Source organism: Mycoplasma elephantis ATCC 51980 (assembly GCF_000687815.1).
GTDB lineage: Bacteria > Bacillota_I > Bacilli_A > Mycoplasmatales > Metamycoplasmataceae > Mycoplasma_H > Mycoplasma_H elephantis.
Genome location: NZ_JHXU01000025.1, coordinates 1 through 1,621, shown reverse-complemented (window position 1 = coordinate 1,621; position 1,621 = coordinate 1). Strand labels below are relative to the sequence as shown.

The 1,621-nt window shown below is 22.0% G+C and carries 2 protein-coding genes; both read right to left on the bottom strand.

The genetic code is table 4. The annotated features are described in order from the left end of the window. A partial coding sequence (locus tag T380_RS04160; protein WP_036437148.1) for a hypothetical protein occupies nt 1-651 on the bottom strand: 651 nt, incomplete at its 3' end. A gap of 119 nt (nt 652-770) precedes the next feature. After that, on the bottom strand, nt 771-1,621 hold an 851-nt coding region (locus tag T380_RS04435; RefSeq protein ID WP_036437145.1), incomplete at its 5' end, for a hypothetical protein.

Here is a 1,621-nt window from a genome sequence, read left to right as displayed (position 1 = left end):
ATATTCTTTTGTATTAAATCCTTTTATAATGCATGTCTTATTGTAAATTTCATCATTTTTATTTATTAAATTTACTAACACTTTTATATAGTTTTCAGATTTATTTTTTTCAATTATTAAATAAGAGGCACTAAACCCTTGTGGAATAATTTTTTCACCATTTATAAGTCCGCTCATTACCAAATTAATATTTTCATCATTTATGTCATTAATTGAATATTTATTATTTTTTACAGAATATTCTTCTACTTGATTATTAAAAAGATTGGTGTTATTCATTTTATGTGATTTAATAGAAAATAAACTTATAGATACTCCAGTTATAATTAATGGTGTGAAAAAAAATGCTAAAAAAGAAAATAATTTTATTAGATTACCCTTTTTGGGGTGGTTTGAATTATTATTAGAATTCTTTTCCGTATTTGATTTAACCATAGGTAATGCATTAGTGACTTGAATATAAGGAATTAGTATTGTGTTTTGTTTTGGAATATGGTTATTAGTAACTAATGTATTGTTTATATTTTGTTTAATTTTAGAAGTATAATTCAATTCATTTTGAGTATTTTTTACTATCTTATTTATTTTTGTTTCATTTATTGATTGTGAACCTCTTTTTAAATCATTTGTTATATTTTTGTTGTTGTCCATTTGATTTTCCTTTTTTGAAGTTGTGTAAAACTAAATTATTTTTTTATGCTATATAGCTATATACATTTAATAAGTAAAATATGTATTTTGAAAATATGTAATTACTTGATCATATTATTTTATTTTTTAGTATCAAGAATTGGTCTTTCTTGAAGAATTGGTTTTTCCGGTAAAGTTTTATCCTTAAAACCACTTATGATTTTATAAAATTTTAGAATATTTATGGTGTTATTAAGCGTTACTGAAAACCTTAATTTTTTCTTTCCTGCCATATTTACATCATGCTCCATTTTTTCATAAAGGTGATTATATGGGGTAAATGAGAATATAAGTTTATCCCCAGATGCAACATTTTGATATTTCTCATTTAATTCATTTTCCATTATTTTTATTTTATTAAAATTTCCAATATGTTCATCAAATCTATGGTATTCAGAATAATTTACCTCGAAAGGGTATAAATTTTTATCATCCCCCATTGCAAATAAATTTGGTTCAATACTATCTATAAAATAAAAAACTTCTTCTTCTAATGTGTTAAACCCACAAAGCTCAAAATTAATATTTAATTTTAATGATTTATTAGAGTTTTTAAATGGTGAGTAAGTAATTTTTGAGGATAAAAAAATACTTTTTTCTCTACCATCAATAATCCTAGGTCCATAAGGATTATATGATATATTATTATATTCAATCTTGTCTATGAAATTCGGGTTGATATTAATATAATTAGAGACATATTCTTTTATTATATTGTCTAATAATGTTTTATGTTGTTCATTATTTTTAAAATTAAAGTCAAAGACAAGTTTATTATTGAAGGCAACATTAGAATGACTTATAAATCCATTAGAAGAATAATCTTTTACAAAATCATCAAATTCTTGTTTAATATCAACAAGAGATTTAAAACCTTTAACAAAAAAATCTAAGTAGTCTATATCATTACCCTTTTCAAGTTTAAGTTTAA